This window comes from Stenotrophomonas muris (assembly GCF_052751275.1).
The window spans coordinates 2,600,082-2,616,984 of the sequence record NZ_CP199879.1; the positions used below are offsets into that span (position 1 = coordinate 2,600,082).

General features: G+C 67.3%; 20 protein-coding genes. 17 read left to right on the forward strand and 3 right to left on the reverse strand.

All coding sequences use genetic code 11. From position 1 onward, the window contains the following. The first annotated feature begins 239 nt into the window (after positions 1 to 239). The 4 genes from ACUVWL_RS12025 to ACUVWL_RS12040 all read left to right on the forward strand — a co-directional run bounded on the left by ACUVWL_RS12025 (position 240) and on the right by ACUVWL_RS12040 (position 2,470). Positions 240 to 638, forward strand: coding sequence for an HU family DNA-binding protein (locus ACUVWL_RS12025; RefSeq protein WP_010483539.1), 399 nt, complete (start codon positions 240 to 242; stop codon positions 636 to 638). A gap of 254 nt (positions 639 to 892) precedes the next feature. Next, a complete protein-coding gene (locus tag ACUVWL_RS12030; protein ID WP_014646275.1) occupies positions 893 to 1,201 on the forward strand; it encodes a DUF3861 family protein in 309 nt (102 codons plus the stop codon). Positions 1,202 to 1,257: 56 nt separating this feature from the next. Further along, positions 1,258 to 1,791 (forward strand): hypothetical protein, encoded by a 534-nt coding sequence (locus tag ACUVWL_RS12035; protein ID WP_032957813.1) that lies wholly within the window; start codon positions 1,258 to 1,260, stop codon positions 1,789 to 1,791. An 82-nt stretch (positions 1,792 to 1,873) separates the two neighbouring features. Beyond that, the gene (locus tag ACUVWL_RS12040; protein WP_014646273.1) at positions 1,874 to 2,470 is read left to right on the forward strand and encodes a DUF1439 domain-containing protein; all 597 of its coding nucleotides are present in this window, start codon (positions 1,874 to 1,876) and stop codon (positions 2,468 to 2,470) included. A 72-nt stretch (positions 2,471 to 2,542) separates the two neighbouring features. Here ACUVWL_RS12040 and ACUVWL_RS12045 read toward each other — a convergent pair whose 3' ends face one another. Both ACUVWL_RS12045 and ACUVWL_RS12050 read right to left on the reverse strand, forming a co-directional pair. After that, positions 2,543 to 3,085 carry a type 1 glutamine amidotransferase domain-containing protein gene (locus ACUVWL_RS12045; RefSeq protein ID WP_032957815.1) on the reverse strand — a complete coding sequence of 181 codons (543 nt, stop codon included), beginning with the start codon at positions 3,083 to 3,085 and terminating at the stop codon, positions 2,543 to 2,545. A 162-nt stretch (positions 3,086 to 3,247) separates the two neighbouring features. Next, positions 3,248 to 3,715, reverse strand: coding sequence for an SET domain-containing protein (locus tag ACUVWL_RS12050; RefSeq protein WP_012479369.1), 468 nt, complete (start codon positions 3,713 to 3,715; stop codon positions 3,248 to 3,250). Between the two features lie 209 nt (positions 3,716 to 3,924). On the opposite strand from ACUVWL_RS12050, the gene ACUVWL_RS12055 reads away from it, so the two are divergent. Genes ACUVWL_RS12055 through ACUVWL_RS12080 form a run of 6 tightly spaced genes read left to right on the forward strand, consistent with a single transcriptional unit; the run spans position 3,925 to position 9,610 of the window. After that, positions 3,925 to 4,380 carry an SUF system Fe-S cluster assembly regulator gene (locus tag ACUVWL_RS12055; RefSeq protein ID WP_005408436.1) on the forward strand — a complete coding sequence of 152 codons (456 nt, stop codon included), beginning with the start codon at positions 3,925 to 3,927 and terminating at the stop codon, positions 4,378 to 4,380. Positions 4,381 to 4,397: 17 nt separating this feature from the next. After that, positions 4,398 to 5,873 (forward strand): Fe-S cluster assembly protein SufB, encoded by a 1,476-nt coding sequence (gene sufB, locus ACUVWL_RS12060; protein ID WP_111205821.1) that lies wholly within the window; start codon positions 4,398 to 4,400, stop codon positions 5,871 to 5,873. Beyond that, the gene (locus ACUVWL_RS12065; protein WP_032957816.1) at positions 5,870 to 6,286 is read left to right on the forward strand and encodes a lysozyme inhibitor LprI family protein; all 417 of its coding nucleotides are present in this window, start codon (positions 5,870 to 5,872) and stop codon (positions 6,284 to 6,286) included. Before sufB ends, ACUVWL_RS12065 begins: the two co-directional genes overlap by 4 nt. A gap of 44 nt (positions 6,287 to 6,330) precedes the next feature. Beyond that, entirely contained in the window at positions 6,331 to 7,095 is a 765-nt protein-coding gene (sufC, locus tag ACUVWL_RS12070) for a Fe-S cluster assembly ATPase SufC (RefSeq protein WP_032957818.1), read from the forward strand. Beyond that, positions 7,095 to 8,357, forward strand: coding sequence for a Fe-S cluster assembly protein SufD (sufD, locus tag ACUVWL_RS12075; protein WP_445978379.1), 1,263 nt, complete (start codon positions 7,095 to 7,097; stop codon positions 8,355 to 8,357). The genes sufC and sufD overlap by 1 nt, the downstream gene beginning before the upstream one ends. Beyond that, a complete protein-coding gene (locus ACUVWL_RS12080; RefSeq protein ID WP_046429365.1) occupies positions 8,354 to 9,610 on the forward strand; it encodes a cysteine desulfurase in 1,257 nt (418 codons plus the stop codon). Before sufD ends, ACUVWL_RS12080 begins: the two co-directional genes overlap by 4 nt. Before the next feature lie 396 nt (positions 9,611 to 10,006). Here ACUVWL_RS12080 and ACUVWL_RS12085 read toward each other — a convergent pair whose 3' ends face one another. Continuing rightward, positions 10,007 to 10,657 (reverse strand): transposase, encoded by a 651-nt coding sequence (locus ACUVWL_RS12085; protein ID WP_126411804.1) that lies wholly within the window; start codon positions 10,655 to 10,657, stop codon positions 10,007 to 10,009. A gap of 208 nt (positions 10,658 to 10,865) precedes the next feature. On the opposite strand from ACUVWL_RS12085, the gene ACUVWL_RS12090 reads away from it, so the two are divergent. The 7 genes from ACUVWL_RS12090 (at position 10,866) to ACUVWL_RS12120 (ending at position 16,799) form a co-directional block, all read left to right on the forward strand. After that, positions 10,866 to 11,405 carry a GNAT family N-acetyltransferase gene (locus ACUVWL_RS12090; RefSeq protein WP_014646266.1) on the forward strand — a complete coding sequence of 180 codons (540 nt, stop codon included), beginning with the start codon at positions 10,866 to 10,868 and terminating at the stop codon, positions 11,403 to 11,405. After that, positions 11,402 to 11,734, forward strand: coding sequence for a non-heme iron oxygenase ferredoxin subunit (locus tag ACUVWL_RS12095; RefSeq protein WP_014646265.1), 333 nt, complete (start codon positions 11,402 to 11,404; stop codon positions 11,732 to 11,734). Before ACUVWL_RS12090 ends, ACUVWL_RS12095 begins: the two co-directional genes overlap by 4 nt. Before the next feature lie 176 nt (positions 11,735 to 11,910). Beyond that, entirely contained in the window at positions 11,911 to 12,312 is a 402-nt protein-coding gene (locus tag ACUVWL_RS12100) for a hypothetical protein (RefSeq protein WP_445978380.1), read from the forward strand. Between the two features lie 151 nt (positions 12,313 to 12,463). Further along, entirely contained in the window at positions 12,464 to 14,758 is a 2,295-nt protein-coding gene (locus ACUVWL_RS12105) for a TonB-dependent receptor (protein ID WP_046429352.1), read from the forward strand. Between the two features lie 68 nt (positions 14,759 to 14,826). After that, positions 14,827 to 15,546 carry a tetratricopeptide repeat protein gene (locus tag ACUVWL_RS12110; RefSeq protein WP_014646262.1) on the forward strand — a complete coding sequence of 240 codons (720 nt, stop codon included), beginning with the start codon at positions 14,827 to 14,829 and terminating at the stop codon, positions 15,544 to 15,546. Positions 15,547 to 15,556: 10 nt separating this feature from the next. Beyond that, positions 15,557 to 16,234 carry a Fe2+-dependent dioxygenase gene (locus ACUVWL_RS12115; protein ID WP_100449577.1) on the forward strand — a complete coding sequence of 226 codons (678 nt, stop codon included), beginning with the start codon at positions 15,557 to 15,559 and terminating at the stop codon, positions 16,232 to 16,234. Between the two features lie 163 nt (positions 16,235 to 16,397). After that, positions 16,398 to 16,799 (forward strand): hypothetical protein, encoded by a 402-nt coding sequence (locus tag ACUVWL_RS12120; RefSeq protein ID WP_069117505.1) that lies wholly within the window; start codon positions 16,398 to 16,400, stop codon positions 16,797 to 16,799. The last annotated feature ends 104 nt before the right edge of the window (positions 16,800 to 16,903 follow it).

The following is a 16,903-nucleotide window of genomic DNA, read 5'->3' on the forward strand; positions in this document are numbered from 1 at the left end:
CTTTTCCCTTGTTTTCAGTGGTTTCGCACATTCCAGCAACGGGCAGGCAGCAGCCATCGCGCACGCTGCAGCGCCCCCGTCCCCCACCGCCGGCCATGTACTGAATCGGCCTGGATATGAAAAAACATGCACTTTCCGCGCTTCGGGCTATTGGCGGCGCCCGAGAGTTGCCCTACATTGCGCTTGCCGACGGGGTTCGGCGCCGACCACACAACCAACCGTTCACGGAACAGGAAACCATGGCAAAGACCGCTAAGAAGGCTGCCCCGAAGAAGGCAGTGAAGAAAGTCGCGACGAAGGCAGCCGCCAAGCCGGCCGCTCCGAAGCCGATCAAGGAAGTGCTGACCAAGTCCGGCCTGGTTGCACACATCGCTGAAGCCTCCGGCGTCATCGCCAAGGACGTCCGCGCTGTGCTGGCCTCGCTGGAAAGCGCCGTCGCCTCCTCGGTGCACAAGAAGGGCGCTGGCTCGTTCACCCTGCCGGGCCTGCTGAAGATCACCACCGTCAATGTGCCGGCCAAGCCGAAGCGCAAGGGCATCAACCCGTTCACCAAGGAAGAGCAGTGGTTCGCTGCCAAGCCGGCCACCACCAAGCTGAAGGTGCGTCCGCTGAAGAAGCTGAAGGACGCCGCGCTGTAAGCGCGCGCCCCAACGCGGATTCCGACGGGACGGCTCTGGCCGTCCCGTTTTTTTTGTCCGCACCACACCCCGCAACACAGCGTTGCCGCGGCCCCGGCAATCCCCGTACAGGCCCGCCAGCATTGGCTGCCGGTGCTCCGCAAAGGGCGCGGAACGTACCGGGTGGAACACTGCGTGCAGCGCCGGCCGTCGCCGCCAGCCGTGGCCTTGCCTATGGTGGGCACATCCTCCACAGCTACGGCGAGCACACCCTCATGGCCAGCCCCTCCACCCGCTACCGGATCTCGGTAACCCCGATCGAAAAGGACGGGCTGCAGTGCACCGGGCGCTGCACCATCGAACTGGAACACCGCGCCGGCCGCGACCTGATGCGCCTGCTGGAAGCGGCCCCGCGTACCGCCGGCATCAGTGGCGACGAGCGCGCGACCCTGGTGATCGCCACCCAGCTGCTGCGCGACATCGTGCAACGCCACGCCGAGACCGACGGCCACGCACTGGCCGCCATCGCCGGTCAGGTCCTGCCGGCGCTGGACGCGCTGGAGCAGCTGCCCTCCTCCCGCTGATAGCGGCGCAACCGATACACTGCCGCCCTCCAGGTTGCCTCGGGGAGGAGGCGGGCATGCGCAGGATCCTGTTCCTGATCGCACCACTGGTGCTGCTGGGTTGTTCACGCCCGGCGGCACAGACGAATGATCACATCACGGCAGCGTCCGCTCCCGTCGCCGCAGCAGCGGACACCGGTACCGGCCCCGGTCCCGCAGCATTGCAGGCGAGCGATATGACGCTGCTGTCCGCCGTCGACGACGGCGCAGAGCCGCCGTCGACGATGCTCAACCGCTACGTCGCCGCACTGCTCAACCGCGACCGCGCCGCCAGCGATGCTGCCTGGACGATCCCACCCGGCGACCCGCGGCATGCAGACGACGCCGCGCTGCGGCAGCTGCAGGACCTGCGCACGCTGCGCCTGCACAGCGATACCCCGATCGCCCGAGATGACCGGCAGCCACCGCGGCTGCTTGAAGTCCCTGTGCAGATCCGTGCGGTCACCGCCAATGGCACGTTCCGCTTCGGCGGCTGGTACCGCGTGCAGCCCAGCAGCGACGGCAGCGCCTGGCAGATCCAGTCGGCACAGCTGCGTCCAACGCTGGACTGAACCGTTGCAGCGGCATGCACGCGCGATTCAGCCTGCGCGGCTACTCTTTGATCCATCCATCTGCTTCCCACCGGTCACCGACATGCGCCTGCGTTCCCTGATGACCCGCCTCGCGGCCTCCACCGTGCTGATCGCCGCTGCGATCGGTGCACAGGCGGCTCCCTCCATTTCCGGCCGCGAACTGTCGGTGGGCGCCAGCGACGTGCAGCAGTACCTCGATGGCAGCTTCCCGCGCACCCAGGACGCCCTCGGCGGCCTGATCGCCCTGACCATGAGCCACCCGCAGCTGAGCCTTCCGGCCGGCGAACGGTTGAACCTGGGCATGGACGTCGCGCTGGCCACCGCCGGCGGCAACCCGGCCCGACTGGGCACGGTGAAGCTCAGCAGCGGCCTGCGCTACGACGCGCAGACCCAGGGCTTTCACCTGCAGCAGCCGAGCGTGGATGACTTCACCCCGGCCAACCAGGGCGGCCGCCTCGACTCGCGCACCCGTGGCCTGCTCAATGCGTGGCTGAGCGACTACGCCCAGCGCGAACCGATCTACAAGCTGGACCCGGCCGTGGCCGGGGTGCTCGGCGCCCTGCAGGTGCAGTCGGCACAGGTGAAGAACGGCAAGCTGGTGGTCACTTTCAACCAGAACCTGGGCAACCTGGTACCGGCAGGCCTGCTGGGCAAATGAGGTGGTGCCGGCCGCTGGCCGGCAGCACGTCACTGCATCTGCCGGCCAGCGGCCGGCACTACCGGTAGCGCATCAGGCGGCAAGCGCTTTTACCACCGCCTCGCTGAAAGCCGGAATGTCATCCGGCTTGCGGCTGGTGATGACGTTGCCGTCGACCACCACCTCGGCATCGCGCCATGTCGCACCCGCGTTCGCCAGATCCTGCTGCAGGGAAGGCCAGGAGGTCAGCTCGCGGCCATCGGCCAGGCCGCTGTTGATCAGCAGCCACGGGCCATGGCAGATCGCCGCCACGGGCTTGCCGGCTTCATCCACTGAACGGATGAAGGCCAGTACGGCATCATCGGTGCGCAGTGTGTCCGGATTGATGACCCCGCCGGGCAGAACCACCGCATCGAAGCGTGCAGGATCGGCCTCATCCAACGGGATATCCACCGCGACGGCGTCGCCCCAGTTCTTCTCCTTCCAGCCCTTGATCGTCGCTTCCTTTGCGGGCGAGACCACGCTGACGCGCGCCCCTTCCGCTTCCAGCAAACGCTTGGGTTCGATCAGTTCAGACTGTTCGAAGCCGTGGGTGGCAAGGATGGCAATCTGCTTGCCCTTCAATCGCTCTGCCATGGAGGCACTCCGGTTGGGGGAGCCCACAGAATGGAAGAACGGCCCTTGCGCGGCGGTGACCCTGTCGTGCACGGCAGGTGGAGAGCCGCCGGGTGGTGCCGGCCGCTGGCCGGCACCTGGATTGCGCCTTGCCGGCCAGCGGCCGGCACTACCCGGTACCGATCAGCGCTTGGGCTGCAGCATCGTGCCGGTGCACTTGGGCGAGCCGCAACGGCACTCCCAGATCTTCTTCAGCTTGGCGGTGTGGCGCTCGGCCAGGGTGATGCCGTAGTTGTAGGTCAGCTCCTCGCCGGCCTTGATATCACGCAGTGCCTCGATGAACACCTTGTCGCCCCGGCTGTCGCCGTCCTCGTCCTCCTCGATCACCGCCTCGCAGTTCGGGTCGCAGCTGTGGTTTATCCAGCGCGCGTCGTTGCCCTTGTAGTTGGCGTCGATCACCCAGTCATCGTTGAGGGTGAACAGGAAGGTATGGCCACTTTCGACGTCGCCGCTGTCATCGGCATCAACGTCGCCGTGGCTGCGCAGCAGGCCCTTGTACTGGATCACGCGCTCGCCCTGCTTGATCGGGGCCACGGCGAACACGCCGTTGCCATGGATGGCGGACTTGCGGGCTTGGATCTTCTTCGGCATCGGCGCGGGCTGTTTGCAGCGAATGGAATGGGGATTCTCGCCCATTCCGGGTGATTGCGAAAATCACCCCGTTGGCGCAGCATTGCGCCCCGGCAACGGCCGCGGTGTGTCCTCCCGGCCTGGCCCAAGCGCCGGCTGAATGCCCGGCTTGGATGGTGGCGAATAAAAGCGTACAATTTCAGTCCGCTTTAAGAACCACTCGCATCCCCATGTTGCGCGTCACCAAACTCACCGATTACGCCACCGTCGTGCTGACCGTGCTGGCCGCCCGTCCGGGCGAAGTGCTCAGTGCCACCGAGCTGGCCGAATTCACCGGTCTGGAGCCGCCCACCGTCAGCAAGGTGCTCAAGCCACTGGCCCAGGCCGGCCTGGTCGAAGGCCTGCGTGGCGTCCGTGGCGGCTACCGCCTGACCCGCCCGGCCATCGAGATCTCGCTGTTCGAAGTGGTCGAAGCGATGGAAGGGCCACTGGCCCTGACCGAATGCAGCCACGACCACCACCAGTGCGGCATGGCGCCCAAGTGCGGCGCGCGCAGCAGCTGGCGGCTGATCAACGACGTGGTCTCCGAGGCCCTGCGCGATGTCACCCTCGCGCAGATCCTGCCCCCTCTCCCCCTTGCCGATGACGAACAGCGCCGCACCATCGCTGTCGACGTCGTCTCCTGATCCGTAGGCAGCCCCCCATGGCCACCGAAACCATCGAAAACGTCGCCCACGGCGACACCCCCAACCGCGAGATCCACGAGCAGCTCGGCCGCAAGTATTCGGCCGGCTTCATCACCGAGATCGAGTCGGACTCCCTGCCGCCGGGCCTGGACGAGGACACCATCCGTGCCCTGTCGGCCAAGAAGGACGAGCCGGAGTGGATGACGCAGTGGCGCCTGGATGCCTACCGCCACTTCCTGACCCTGCCGATGCCGGACTGGGCCAAGCTGGAGATCGCGCCGATCGACCTGCAGGCGCTCAGCTACTACTCCGCGCCGAAGGGCCCGAAGTACGCCTCGCTGGATGATGTGCCGAAGGAACTGCTCGACACCTACGACAAGCTGGGCGTGCCGCTGCACGAGCGCGCCAAGCTGGCCGGCGTGGCGGTGGATGCGGTGTTCGACTCGGTATCCGTGGGCACCACCTTCCGCAAGGAACTGGCCGAGAAGGGCGTGATCTTCTGCTCGATGTCCGAGGCCATCAAGGAACACCCGGCGCTGGTGCGCCAGTACCTGGGCACCGTGGTGCCGGTCGGTGACAACTACTTCGCCGCGCTCAACTCGGCGGTGTTCTCCGATGGCAGCTTCGTGTTCATTCCCAAGGGCGTGCGCTGCCCGATGGAACTGAGCACCTATTTCCGCATCAACGCCGGCCACACCGGCCAGTTCGAGCGCACCCTGATCGTGTGCGAGGACAAGGCCTACGTCTCCTACCTGGAAGGCTGCACCGCGCCGATGCGCGATGAGAACCAGCTGCACGCCGCGGTGGTCGAGCTGGTTGCGCTGGAAGATGCGGAGATCAAGTACTCCACGGTGCAGAACTGGTACCCGGGCGACGAGAACGGCGTCGGTGGCATCTACAACTTCGTGACCAAGCGTGCCGAATGCCGTGGCGCGCGCAGCAAGGTCACCTGGACCCAGGTCGAGACCGGCTCGGCGATCACCTGGAAGTACCCGTCCTGCGTGCTGCTGGGCGACGATTCGGTCGGTGAATTCCACTCCGTCGCGCTGACCCATCACCGCCAGCAGGCCGACACCGGCACCAAGATGATCCATGTCGGCAAGCGCACCAAGAGCAAGATCGTCAGCAAGGGCATCAGCGCCGGCCGTGGCCAGAACACCTACCGCGGCCTGGTGCGGGTGGACCGCAACGCCGAGGGCGCGCGCAACTACACCCAGTGCGACTCGCTGCTGATCGGCAAGCAGTGCGGCGCGCACACCTTCCCCTACATCGAGGTGAAGAACCCGGGCGCCACCGTCGAGCACGAGGCGACCACTTCCAAGATCTCCGATGACCAGCTGTTTTACTGCCGCGCCCGTGGCATCAGCCAGGAAGACGCGGTGTCGATGATCGTCGACGGCTTCTGCAAGCAGGTGTTCCGCGAACTGCCGATGGAGTTCGCGGTGGAAGCCAAGAAGCTGCTGGAAGTCTCGCTGGAAGGTTCGGTCGGATGAAGGCCCTGTTCGCCTTGGCCCTGCTGCTCGGCACCGCCGCGCCGGCATGGGCGGCCAGCGCCGACGCCGACGGCTGCAATCCGGAAGGCACGCAGATGGAGCTCAACGCCTGCGCCGACCGCGATTTCCGCAAGTCCGACGCCGAGCTCAACGTGGTCTACCGGCAGGTGCTGGCCAAGCTTGCCGGGCAGCCGGTGGCACTGGCCCGGCTGAAGGACGCGCAGCGCCTGTGGGTGCAGCTGCGTGATGCCGATCTGGAGGCGCGCTACCCGGTCGGCAAGGACGAGAATCCGCGCGTCCTGTACGGCTCGATGTACCCGATGCTGTATCTGCACGCCAAGTCCAGCCTGACCGATACGCGCACCGCCTACCTGCGCAGCGAATTCCTGGAGCGCAGCGAAGACGACCTGTAAGTCGCGCTGCCTGCCATCCCCCATTCGACAAGACGACCATTCCAATGCTGAAGATCGAAAATCTCCACGCCCGCATCGGCGACAAGGAAATCCTCAAGGGCCTGTCGCTGGATGTGAAGCCCGGCCAGGTGCACGCCATCATGGGCCCGAACGGCGCCGGCAAGTCCACCCTGGGCAACGTCCTGGCCGGCCGCGACGGCTACGAAGTGACCGAAGGCAGCGTGCAGTTCGACGGCGTCGACCTGCTGGAGCAGGACCCGGAAGCACGTGCCGCCGCAGGCCTGTTCCTGGCGTTTCAGTACCCGGTGGAAATCCCGGGCGTGAACAACACCTACTTCCTGCGCGCGGCACTGAACGCCCAGCGCAAGGCGCGCGGCGAAGAAGAACTCGATTCCATGCAGTTCCTCAAGCTGGTGCGGCAGAAGCTGGCCGTGCTGCACCTGAAGGACGAACTGCTGCACCGTGGCGTCAACGAAGGCTTCTCCGGCGGCGAGAAGAAGCGCAACGAGATCTTCCAGCTGGCCGTGCTGGAACCGAAGCTGGCGATCCTGGACGAGACCGACTCGGGTCTGGACATCGACGCGCTGAAGAGCGTGGCCGACGGCGTCAACGCACTGCGCGGCGCCGACCGTTCGTTCCTGGTCATCACCCACTACCAGCGCCTGCTGGACTACATCAAGCCGGACGTCGTGCACGTGCTGGCCGATGGTCGCATCGTCAAGAGCGGCGGCCCCGAGCTGGCGCTGGAGCTGGAAGCGCACGGCTATGATTTCCTGAAGGACCGGGTCGTGCCCGAGGCGGCGGTCTGATGAGCGCCCTGCTTGACTCCATGGCCCAGGCCTTCTGCGGCAGCGATGCGCGCCGCGAAGTGCTGGATGCGGCCCTGCGCGACGGTCTTCCCGCCGCCCGCAATGAAGCCTGGAAGTACACCTCGCTGCGCCAGCTGGAACGCCGTGCGTTCGCTGCAGCGCCGCTGCAGGGCCCGGCGCTGGACGCCGCGCTGCTGGACGACATCCCGGCGCCGCGCCTGGTGTTCGTCAACGGCCGCCTGGATGCCGCGCTGAGCGATGTGCAGGCCCTGCCGTCCGGCGTGCAGCTGCAGCCGCTGTCGTCCGCGCTGGCCGCTGGCGAAGACGCCGTGCGATTCCTTGGCCGTCGCTACGAGCGCAGCGAAGAGATCTTCGCCCGGCTCAACGCCGCACTGGCCGATGAAGGCGTGGTGCTGCGCGTGGATGAAGGCGTGCAGGTCGAAACGCCGCTGCAGCTGGTATTCGCCAGCGTCGCCGGCGAAGCCGACCTGGCCTGGCACCATCGCCACCTGATCGAACTGCGCGCCGGCGCCAGCCTGGGCGTGGTCGAGCACCGCTTCAGCGTGGGTGACTCCGCCCACCTGGACAACACCGTGCTGCATGCCCACGTCGCCCGCGATGGCGTACTCAAGCACGCCCGCGTGCAGGCCGGCAGCGCCCGCCAGACCAGCTTCCTGCGTACCGACGCGGTGCTGGCCCGCGACGCGCAGTACCACCGCGTGGACCTGGAACTGGGCGCCGCGCTCAGCCGCCACGAACTGAACGTGCGCCTGGAAGGCGACAACGCCCGGCTGACCGCCAACGGCGTGCTGCTCGGCAATGGCCGCCGCCACGTCGAGACCCGCCTGGGCATCGACCACATCGCGCGCGATACCGCCTGCGAGCTGCTGTGGCGCGGCGTTGCCGCCAACCGCAGCCGTGTGGTGTTCCATGGCGGCATCCAGATCCGCGAAGGCGCCGACGGCACCGACGCGAACCTGTCCAACAAGAACCTGCTGCTGTCGGCCGATGCCGAGATCGACACCCAGCCGACGCTGGTGATCGACGCCGATGAAGTGAAGGCCGCGCACGGCGCGACCGTCGGCCAGCTCGATGCCAATGCGCTGTTCTACCTGCGCTCGCGTGGCCTGCCCCAGGTCCAGGCGCAGGCACTGCTGAGCGCTGCGTTCTGCCATGAACCGCTGAAGATCCTGCCGGACGCGTTGCGCGAGCAGCTGGCACGCCGCCTGGACAAGGCCCTGGCCGAGGCGGGTGTGGCATGAACCTGTCCACGCCACGCCCGATCGAAGAACGCACCGGCGCCCCGGACTGGGATCGCGTCCGCCTCGACTTCCCGCTGCTGATGCGTGAAGTGCACGGCAAGCCGCTGGTCTATTTCGACAACGCCAACACCGGCCAGAAGCCGGTACAGGTGATCGGCGCGGTGGATGAGTTCTACCGCCGCTACAACGCCAACGTCAGCCGCGCGGTGCATGCACTGGGCAGCGAAGCGACCGACGCCTACGAAGGCGCACGCAACAAGCTGGCACGCTTCCTCAACGTGCGCGCCAGCGACCTGGTGCTGTGCAGCGGCACCACCTTCGCCATCAACCTGGTGGCCTACTCGTGGGCGCTGCCGCGATTGAAGGCCGGCGACGTGATCCTGATCACGCGCATGGAACACCATGCCAACATCGTGCCGTGGCAGCTGGTCGCGCAACGTACCGGCGCCACCATCCGCGTGGCCGAGATCACGCCCGATGGCGCGCTGGACCTGGATGCGCTGCGCGCGGCGATGACCCCGGAGGTCAGGCTGCTGGCGGTCACCCATGTCTCCAACGTGCTGGGCACGGTCAATCCGGTGCGCGAGATCTGCCGTGAAGCGCGCAAGCGCGGCATCATCACCGTGGTCGATGGCTCGCAGGCGGTGCCGCACCGCAAGGTCGACGTCGCCGCGATCGGCTGCGACTTCTACGCCATCACCGGCCACAAGATGTGCGGTCCGACCGGCACTGGTGCGCTGTGGGCGCGCCGCGAGCACCTGGACGCGATGCCGCCGTTCCTCGGCGGCGGCGAGATGATCAAGGAAGTCAGCTTCGACGGCACCGTGTTCAACGATGCCCCGCACAAGTTCGAAGCCGGCACCCCGAACATCGCCGGTTTCATCGGCCTGGGCGTGGCCGCCGACTACCTGCAGCAGCTCGGCCAGGAGAACGTGGAAGCCCGCGAAGCCGAACTGCTGGCGCACTTCACCGAGGAGCTGCGCCGCGTCGACGGCCTGCGCATCATCGGCGAAGCGCCGGAGAAGGCCGCCGTGGTCTCGTTCCTGATCGATGGCGCGCATGCGCACGATCTGGCCACCCTGCTCGACCTGGAAGGGGTGGCCGTGCGCTCGGGGCAGCACTGCGCACACCCGCTGCTGCAGTACTTCGGCGTCGCCGCCACCTGCCGTGCCTCGCTGGCGTTCTACAACACGCACGCCGAGATCGAGCGCTTCATGACCGCGCTGACCAAGGTACGCAAGCTGCTGGGCTGAGCCGGCACACCGGGGTCAGATCCCTTTCGCGACGCGAAAGGGATCTGACCCCACCAGTATTCCCGACAGCCGCCGCTGCGACCGCAATGCCCGCCGGATCGCGACCAGATGAACGCGGCATACCGCCCGCAGCACACCGGGGTCAGATTCCTTTCGCCACGCGAAAGGGCTCTGACCCCACCAGCATTCCCGACAACCGCCGTTGCGACCGCAATGCCCGCCGGATCGCGACCAGATGAACGTGGCATACCGCCCGCAGCACACCGGGGTCAGATCCCTTTCGCCACGCGAAAGGGATCTGACCCCACCAGCATTCCCGACAACCGCCGTTGCGACCGCAATGCCCGCCGGATCGCGACCAGATGAACGTGGCATACCGCCCGCAGCACACCGGGGTCAGATCCCTTTCGCCACGCGAAAGGGATCTGACCCCACCAGCATTCCCGACAGCCGCCGTTGCGACTGCAATGCCCGCCGGATCGCCAGCAGATCCCCCGCCGGAATACCCGCCTCGATGAACTCCACATAGCGCCTGCACCGTTCATCCGCATCAGAACCCATCAGCTCAAATGCCGAATGCGGCTCGAGCAGCGCATTGGGCCTGCCACGCGCATTGGCACGATAGCTCGACCAGCGATAGTCACCGGGATGCGCCACCTTCCCCGCCCGAACCGGGTTGAGCTCGATGTAGCGCTGGCAGGCCAGCAGATAGCGATCCGTATCCACCACCGTGGAGTGGAAGCGCCCTTCCCATAACGTGCCGGTGCGGCCCTGCCGATCATTCACCCGACGTACGTAGGTCCGGTTCACGGCCTGCATCATCCGCGACAGCCCGCCGCAGAGATCAGGCGTTGCCAGAAGATGGACGTGATTGTCCATCAGCACATAGGCGTGGACCCGGCACTGCTGCTGACCTGCGTGATGACACAGCAGGCGCAGGTAGGCGACGCGGTCGCCATCCGCAAAGAACACGGGCTGGCGATTGTTGCCGCGCTGGACGACATGTTGCGGATATCCGGGCGCATCGATGCGCCGTGGCCTTGGCATGGGCTGCTCCTGGTAGCAGGGGGTCAGGGCCCTTCGCTGCGCAAAGGGATCTGACCCCGAGCATCTGCCGATTCCGGGCCCGTGCCAGTCGGTCCATGGCCTGCCGTTGAGTCAGTAGATGCCGGGGTCAGATCCCTTTCGCGTTGCGAAAGGGATCTGACCCCACTCCCCCATTTGCGCCCGCCCACGCCCCACCTAGAATGGGGCCATGAGCACCCTGACCTTCCGCGCCGCCACGCCGGCCGACATCCCCGCCCTGATCGCCCTCGTCACCTCGGCCTACCGTGGCGACGCCAGCCGCGTTGGCTGGACCACCGAAGCCGACCTGCTGGATGGCGCCCGCATCGACGCCGAAGGCATCCAGGCCGACCTCGACCGCCCGCGCTCCACGATCCTGCTGGCCGAGCGCGAGGGCCAGCTGGTGGCCTGCGCCCACGTTGCCGACGTCGACGGCAACGGCTACTTCGGCATGTTCTCGGTCGATCCGGCCCAGCAGGGCGGCGGGGTCGGCAAGCAGCTGATGGACGCCGCCGAAGCGCACGCCGCACGCGAATGGAAGGTGCCGGTGATGCAGATGACGGTGATCGACGTACGCGACGAACTGATCGCCTTCTACGAGCGCCGCGGCTACCAGCGTACCGGCATCAAGAAGCCGTTCCCATATGGCGACGAACGCTTCGGAATCCCCAAGCGCGACGACCTGCGCTTCGAGGTCCTGGAAAAGCCACTGGCCGGAGCCGCCGCGTGAGCGATACCTGGACCTTCGTGTGTGCCGGCAACGAGCTGCTGCCCGGTGAAATGAAGAGCGTGTTCGACGAAGTGACCGGCACGCCGATCGTGGTGTTCAACCTCGACGGCGAGCTGTACGCGCTGGAAGACCAGTGCACGCATGAGGAGTTCGAGCTGTCCTCGGGCGAGTTCAACACCGACGAAGGCAGCGTGGAATGCGTGCTGCACGGCGCGCGCTTCGACGTGCGCGATGGCCGCGCCCTGTGCGCCCCGGCCTATACGCCGGTACCCAAGTTCCCGGTGAAGCGCGAACACGACGCCGTCTGGACCCGCGACGACCGCGATTGAAGCGCCCCCTGGCCTCCGGCGACTCCGCCCAGGGGATGGAAGCCAGCGGAGCGCGCTGAGAGGCGTTCAGGGGCCTCCCCGGGCCTCCAGACTGCTCGTTCGCCCACGCATATGCGAATCATTATCGTTGATGTTATTCTACGTAACACCTTCGTAACGACGCCGCCCCCTGCGCCATGGCTTTGCCCGCGCCCGCCGCCACGCTGTGCCAGCTTGCCCGCCATGGGTGGCCGTTGGCTGTGGCCCTGCTGCTGACGCTGCTGCTGGGCTGGTCGGCCCTGCACGAAGGGCGCGATGGACCCGCCACCTACGGCTGGCAGGCACACGCTGAAGATCTTCAGCAGGCCGTGCCGATGCCGGCCCCGCCGGCGGACGAGTGCCCGCGCCATGCGGTGCCAGCACCGGAGCCGCCGCTGGATGGCAAGGGCACAACGCCCTGTACCGGACTGGCTCCCCCGCGCGCCGCCCTGGTCGCGCATGTTCCGCTGTGGCGCTCCGATGCCCTGCACTGGCAGCTGCACGATCCCGCACTGCGGTTGAACCCCGGCCACGCACCGCCTGCACCGCACGCCAGCTGAGGCGCCCTGCGGCCGTTGCCGTGCGCCTGGAGTCGTCCGCTGCGTAGCCGAGCATCGGCTCGGCTCTACAGAAAACGCCCTCTACATGCCGTCGCGCTGTCTGCGCTTCGGCCCTCGCCCCTTTCCGATCCCAGCCACTACCACCCAAGCCATGACCCACATCACGTCCCGCAAGCGCGCCCCGCGCGTTTCCCTGCTCGCCACCGCCACCCTGGCCGCCGGCTTCGCGCCGTTGGCCGCACAGGCGGCCGACAGCGCTGACGCAGCCTCCTCCCGCAAGGCCACCGACCTGGACAAGGTGCAGGTGCGCGGCAGCTGGTTCAATCCGTCGTCACCGAAGTTCACCGCCGAGCTGCTGGACACCCCGAAGTCGGTGTCGATCGTCTCGGAAAAGCTGATCGCCGAAACCGGTGCGACCAACCTGCAGGATGCGCTGCGCATGGTGCCGGGCATCACCTTCGGCGCCGGCGAAGGCGGCAACCCCACCGGCGACCGTCCCTTCATCCGTGGCTTCGATTCGCAGAGCAACGTCTTCGTCGATGGCCTGCGCGACGTCGGCTCGCAGACCCGCGAGATCTTCGACCTGGAGCAGGTGGAAGTAGTCAAGGGCCCGAGCTCGGCCTACGGCGGCCGTGATTCCGGCGGTGGCAGCCTGAACCTGGTCAGCAAGACGCCGAAGCTGAAGAACGAGACCAGCGCCAGCATGGGCATCGGCACCGACAGCTACGCGCGCGGCACCGTGGACGCCAACTACGTGCTGGGCGATGGCATCGCCGCGCGCCTGAACCTGATGAAGCACGAATCGGACATCGCTGGCCGTGACGCCGCCAATGTCAGCCGCTGGGGTATCGCGCCGTCGATCGCGTTCGGCCTGAACGGCCCGGCGCAGCTGATCGCCAGCCACTACCACATGCAGAGCGATGATCTGCCCGATGCGGGTGGCTTCCCGTATGGCAACCCGAACGGTGCGCCGGCCTCGAAGTGGGTCGACGGCCGCCCGATGGTGCCGGACCGCAACAACTACTACGGCCTGGTCGACCGTGACTTCCAGCGTACCCGCGCCGACATCAGCACCCTGGATGCCAGCTACGACTTCGGCGGCCACAAGCTGCGCAACATCGCGCGCCTGGGCAACACCAGCAACGACTACCTGTGGACCCAGCCGGACGACAGCCAGGGCAACCCGAACAACTACGGCACCCTGTGGCGCCGGACCAACAGCCGTGCCGTCGACGTCAAGAGCTTCGCCGACCAGCTGGGCCTGACCGGTGCCTTCCAGACCGGTGCGCTCAAGCACAGCTACAGCGCGGGCGTGGAATACAGCGACGAGAAGATGACCCGCGGCAGCTATCTGATGACCCCGGGCACCAGCAACCCGCTCACCGGCAACAGCAAGTGCCCGACCACCGGCGCGGCCACCGGCTACAACTGCACCGATTTCGCCAATCCGAACCCGCGCGATCCGTGGGCGGCCACCCATTCGGTGTACCGCAGCGACAAGGCACTGGACGTAGAGCAGCGCACCAGGACCACCTCGGCCTACGTGTTCGACACCATCGAGCTCAATGAGCAGTGGATGATCAACCTCGGCCTGCGCTACGACGACTTCCGCACCACCCTGACCACCCCGGTGGCCGGCAAGGCACCAACCCGCGTGCGCAACAGCAACGACTTCCTGAACTACCAGGCCGGCGTGGTGTTCAAGCCGGCCGCCAACGGCAGCATCTACCTGTCGTGGGGCACCTCCTCGACTCCGCCGGGCATGGACGGTGGTGATGGTTCGGACGGCCTGAGCGCCGCCGTGGCCGACCTCAAGCCGCAGGATACGAAGAACCTCGAGCTGGGCACCAAGTGGGACCTGTTCGACCAGCGCCTGAACCTCACCGCGGCGATCTTCCACACGGTGATGAACAACGCGCGCGTGACGGTCGACAACGGCACCAGCCAGAATGCCGGCAAGAAGGAAATCAACGGCTTCGAGCTGGGCTTCACCGGCCAGCTGACCGACGCCTGGAGCCTGTACGGCGGCTACACCTACCTGGACTCGGAACTGAAGGACAACGGCTTCGTCTGTGGTGCACCGGTCGGCCGCACCTGCCCGTCCAACGTCTACGTGCCCTCGCCGTACAACGGCAACGTATTCCCGAACACCGCCAAGCACAGCGCCAACCTGTGGACCACCTACCGCTTCCCGATCGGCCTGACCGTCGGTGCCGGTGCGTTCTACTCGGACAAGCAGTACGGTGACGTCGCCAACACCAAATGGATCGCCAGCTACACCCGCTTCGACGCAATGGCCAGCTATGCGATCCAGGACAACATCAGCCTGCAGCTCAACGTGCAGAACCTGACCGACAAGACCTACTTCACCAAGGCCTATGCCTCGCACTACGCGAGCATCGCCCCGGGTCGCTCGACCACCCTGGCACTGAACGTGAAGTTCTGATGTAGCTTCGCTCCACCACGGCGGCAGGCTCTCCTGCCGCCGTTTTTGTTTCCGGCGATACTCACCCCATGGCAACCCGTACCCCCATCGACAGCGACGCCCTGGCCGAACTGCTGCAGCACGATCCGCAGGCCGCGTTCGCACGCGTGCGCGACGCTGCGCAGGCTGGGCAGGTCGATGCACAACTGCTGCTCGCGCAGATGCACATGGAAGGCAAAGGCACCGCGCAGGACGCCTCGGCGGCGCTGCTCTGGTACGAAACCGCCGCCAACAACGGCGCGCCGATGGCGATGAACATGCTCGGCCGCTGCCATGAGCTGGGCCACGGCACGGCGGTCAACCTGGCGCTGGCGGCGGTGTGGTACCGGCGCGCGGCCGACACCGGCCTGGACTGGGGCCTGTACAACCTGGCCAACCTGCTGGCCACCGGCCGCGGCATTGCGCAGGACCGCGCGCAGGCACTGGCCCTGTACACCCGTGCCGCGCACCTGGGCCACGCCAAATCGATGAACCTGCTGGCCCGCCACCTCGAAGACGGGCTGGATACCGCACCCGATCCGCAGGCGGCGCTGGCCTGGTACCAGCGCGCGGCCGAGGCCGGTGATTTCCGCGGCCAGGCCAACTACGCCTCGATCCTGCTGCAGGCCGGCCAGGTCGAGCAGGCCGTGCACTGGCTGCGGCTCGCACTGGCGCACGGCAGCCCGGCATTCATGGCGCACATCGTGCCGGAGCTGGCCGCGTCACCGCATCCACAGGTGCGCGCCCTGGTCGCACCGCCGTCCCTCTGAGGAGTCCCGCATGCTGCTGCACATCCCCGACATTCTCAGCGCCGACCAGGTCGCCGACTTCCGCCGCCGCCTCGACGCCGCCGACTGGACCGATGGCCGCGAAACCGTGGGGCATCTGGGCGCACAGGCCAAGCACAACCAGCAGCTGCCCGAGGCTTCGCCGCTGCGCCGCGAACTGGGCGAGATCATCCTCGTCGCGCTGGCCCGGCACCCGCTGTTCTTCAGTGCCGCGCTGCCGCTGAAGTACCTGCCACCACGCTTCAACCGCTACAGCGGTGGCGGCACCTATGGCTACCACGTCGATGGTGCGGTGATGAACCTGGCCAATGGCGAGCAGCTGCGCTCGGACATCTCCTGCACCCTGTTCCTGTCCGCGCCCGAGGAGTACGAAGGCGGCGAGCTGATCATCAGCGACACCTACGGCGAGCACGAAGTGAAGCTGCCGGCCGGCGACCTGGTCGTGTACCCGTCCAGCAGCCTGCACCAGGTGCGGCCGGTCACCCGCGGCGCGCGCGTGGCCTCGTTCTTCTGGGTGCAGAGCATGATCCGCGACGATGTGCAGCGCCGCCTGCTGTGGGAAATGGATGGCGCGATCGAGCGCCTGCGGCAGACCGGCGGCGACGCCGAGGCGATCCTGCAGCTGACCGGCGTGTACCACAACCTGCTGCGGCGCTGGAGCGAAGTCTGAGCCTTGCCGGGCCGGTCTGCGACATTTTGGCAATCATTCTCATTTGCAACAGCTAACAGCTCTCATTACAATCACGCCCCGTTGATGCCGGCCGCTGCCGGCAGCCCCAGGGAACCCCCGCTTGCTGCGCCCGCTTCGCCCTCGCCCACTCATCCATCGCAAGATGGGCACCGCCATGCGCGGCCAGCGTCCTGCGCTGGCCAGCCTGCTGGCGTGGGTGGCAATGCTGGCGTTGCTGCTGGGCACCCTGCCGCTGCTGCCACAGGCCCACGCCGGCATCGCCGTGCAGGTGCCGTTGGAGGAGCGCGGAGGCGAAGCGCCCCTGCAGGAAGAGGCGCCGGCCAAGCTGCGCCGCTGCGCCTCCGCTCCGGTGAAGTCGGCCGAGAAGGCACGCCCGCCGTTGCTGCTGGCCAGCCACTGGCTGCGCACTGAGCTCGACCTCGTACCCCCCATGCCGGCCATGCCCGGCGTGCGCGCGGACTGGCCGCTGGCCGCTCCGGACACGCCCTGGGCCGATGCGCCCGGGCGCCGTCAGCAACGCGGCCAGGCGCCGCCGCTCGCCTGATCCACGGCCCGACGTGACCGCCTGCGCGGTCGCGCCTGCACGCCGCTGCCTGCTTCATCCCTGCCGCCCCTGACCGGCCCTTCCGTGCCTGCCGCGCCCTTCGC

Excerpts from the sequence above, each read along its gene's own strand:
- ACUVWL_RS12030 (WP_014646275.1), top strand. The coding sequence starts at position 893 with ATGGCCAGCCCCTCCACCCGCTACCGGATCTCGGTAACCCCGATCGAA.
- sufC (WP_032957818.1), top strand. The coding sequence starts at position 6,331 with ATGCTGAAGATCGAAAATCTCCACGCCCGCATCGGCGACAAGGAAATC.
- sufD (WP_445978379.1), top strand. The coding sequence starts at position 7,095 with ATGAGCGCCCTGCTTGACTCCATGGCCCAGGCCTTCTGCGGCAGCGAT.
- ACUVWL_RS12025 (WP_010483539.1), top strand. The coding sequence starts at position 240 with ATGGCAAAGACCGCTAAGAAGGCTGCCCCGAAGAAGGCAGTGAAGAAA.
- ACUVWL_RS12040 (WP_014646273.1), top strand. The coding sequence starts at position 1,874 with ATGCGCCTGCGTTCCCTGATGACCCGCCTCGCGGCCTCCACCGTGCTG.
- ACUVWL_RS12050 (WP_012479369.1), bottom strand. The coding sequence starts at position 3,715 with ATGCCGAAGAAGATCCAAGCCCGCAAGTCCGCCATCCATGGCAACGGC.
- ACUVWL_RS12120 (WP_069117505.1), top strand. The coding sequence starts at position 16,398 with ATGGGCACCGCCATGCGCGGCCAGCGTCCTGCGCTGGCCAGCCTGCTG.
- ACUVWL_RS12110 (WP_014646262.1), top strand. The coding sequence starts at position 14,827 with ATGGCAACCCGTACCCCCATCGACAGCGACGCCCTGGCCGAACTGCTG.
- ACUVWL_RS12105 (WP_046429352.1), top strand. The coding sequence starts at position 12,464 with ATGACCCACATCACGTCCCGCAAGCGCGCCCCGCGCGTTTCCCTGCTC.
- ACUVWL_RS12100 (WP_445978380.1), top strand. The coding sequence starts at position 11,911 with ATGGCTTTGCCCGCGCCCGCCGCCACGCTGTGCCAGCTTGCCCGCCAT.
- ACUVWL_RS12080 (WP_046429365.1), top strand. The coding sequence starts at position 8,354 with ATGAACCTGTCCACGCCACGCCCGATCGAAGAACGCACCGGCGCCCCG.
- ACUVWL_RS12035 (WP_032957813.1), top strand. The coding sequence starts at position 1,258 with ATGCGCAGGATCCTGTTCCTGATCGCACCACTGGTGCTGCTGGGTTGT.
- ACUVWL_RS12065 (WP_032957816.1), top strand. The coding sequence starts at position 5,870 with ATGAAGGCCCTGTTCGCCTTGGCCCTGCTGCTCGGCACCGCCGCGCCG.
- ACUVWL_RS12085 (WP_126411804.1), bottom strand. The coding sequence starts at position 10,657 with ATGCCAAGGCCACGGCGCATCGATGCGCCCGGATATCCGCAACATGTC.
- ACUVWL_RS12115 (WP_100449577.1), top strand. The coding sequence starts at position 15,557 with ATGCTGCTGCACATCCCCGACATTCTCAGCGCCGACCAGGTCGCCGAC.
- sufB (WP_111205821.1), top strand. The coding sequence starts at position 4,398 with ATGGCCACCGAAACCATCGAAAACGTCGCCCACGGCGACACCCCCAAC.
- ACUVWL_RS12055 (WP_005408436.1), top strand. The coding sequence starts at position 3,925 with ATGTTGCGCGTCACCAAACTCACCGATTACGCCACCGTCGTGCTGACC.
- ACUVWL_RS12045 (WP_032957815.1), bottom strand. The coding sequence starts at position 3,085 with ATGGCAGAGCGATTGAAGGGCAAGCAGATTGCCATCCTTGCCACCCAC.
- ACUVWL_RS12090 (WP_014646266.1), top strand. The coding sequence starts at position 10,866 with ATGAGCACCCTGACCTTCCGCGCCGCCACGCCGGCCGACATCCCCGCC.